Annotated in this window: 1 pseudogene; it reads left to right on the top strand. The window is 61.4% G+C overall.

Features of this window, described 5'->3' with window-relative positions:
• Positions 1-121: 121 nt before the first annotated feature.
• A pseudogene (locus tag CG471_RS29960) lies at positions 122-249 on the top strand (IS5/IS1182 family transposase); the annotation flags it as partial.

Here is a 249-nt window from a genome sequence, read left to right as displayed (position 1 = left end):
GGCAGCGCCGCCCGCCAAAAGCTGATCGAGAAGCTCATTCGGTATGGCAGGTTCTTTGCGTCGTGACATAGTGGGACTCCTTGTTGCCCATTATGCCCGGCCACACACGGAAATCCTGACAGTCCCTCGGCGCTGGGTGGTCGAGCGGTTCTTCGCTTGGGTCAATCGAAACCGCCGTCTGGCCAAGGACGTGGAAGCCACCCTCAAATCCGCCGCAGCCTTCCTCTACGCCGCCGCCGCCATGCTCAT

It is taken from the genome of Sphingobium sp. IP1 (genome assembly GCF_002708645.1).
Lineage (GTDB): Bacteria > Pseudomonadota > Alphaproteobacteria > Sphingomonadales > Sphingomonadaceae > Sphingobium > Sphingobium yanoikuyae.
The sequence above is the reverse complement of the archived record's forward strand: the minus strand, read 5'-3'. Positions and strand labels throughout refer to the sequence as shown.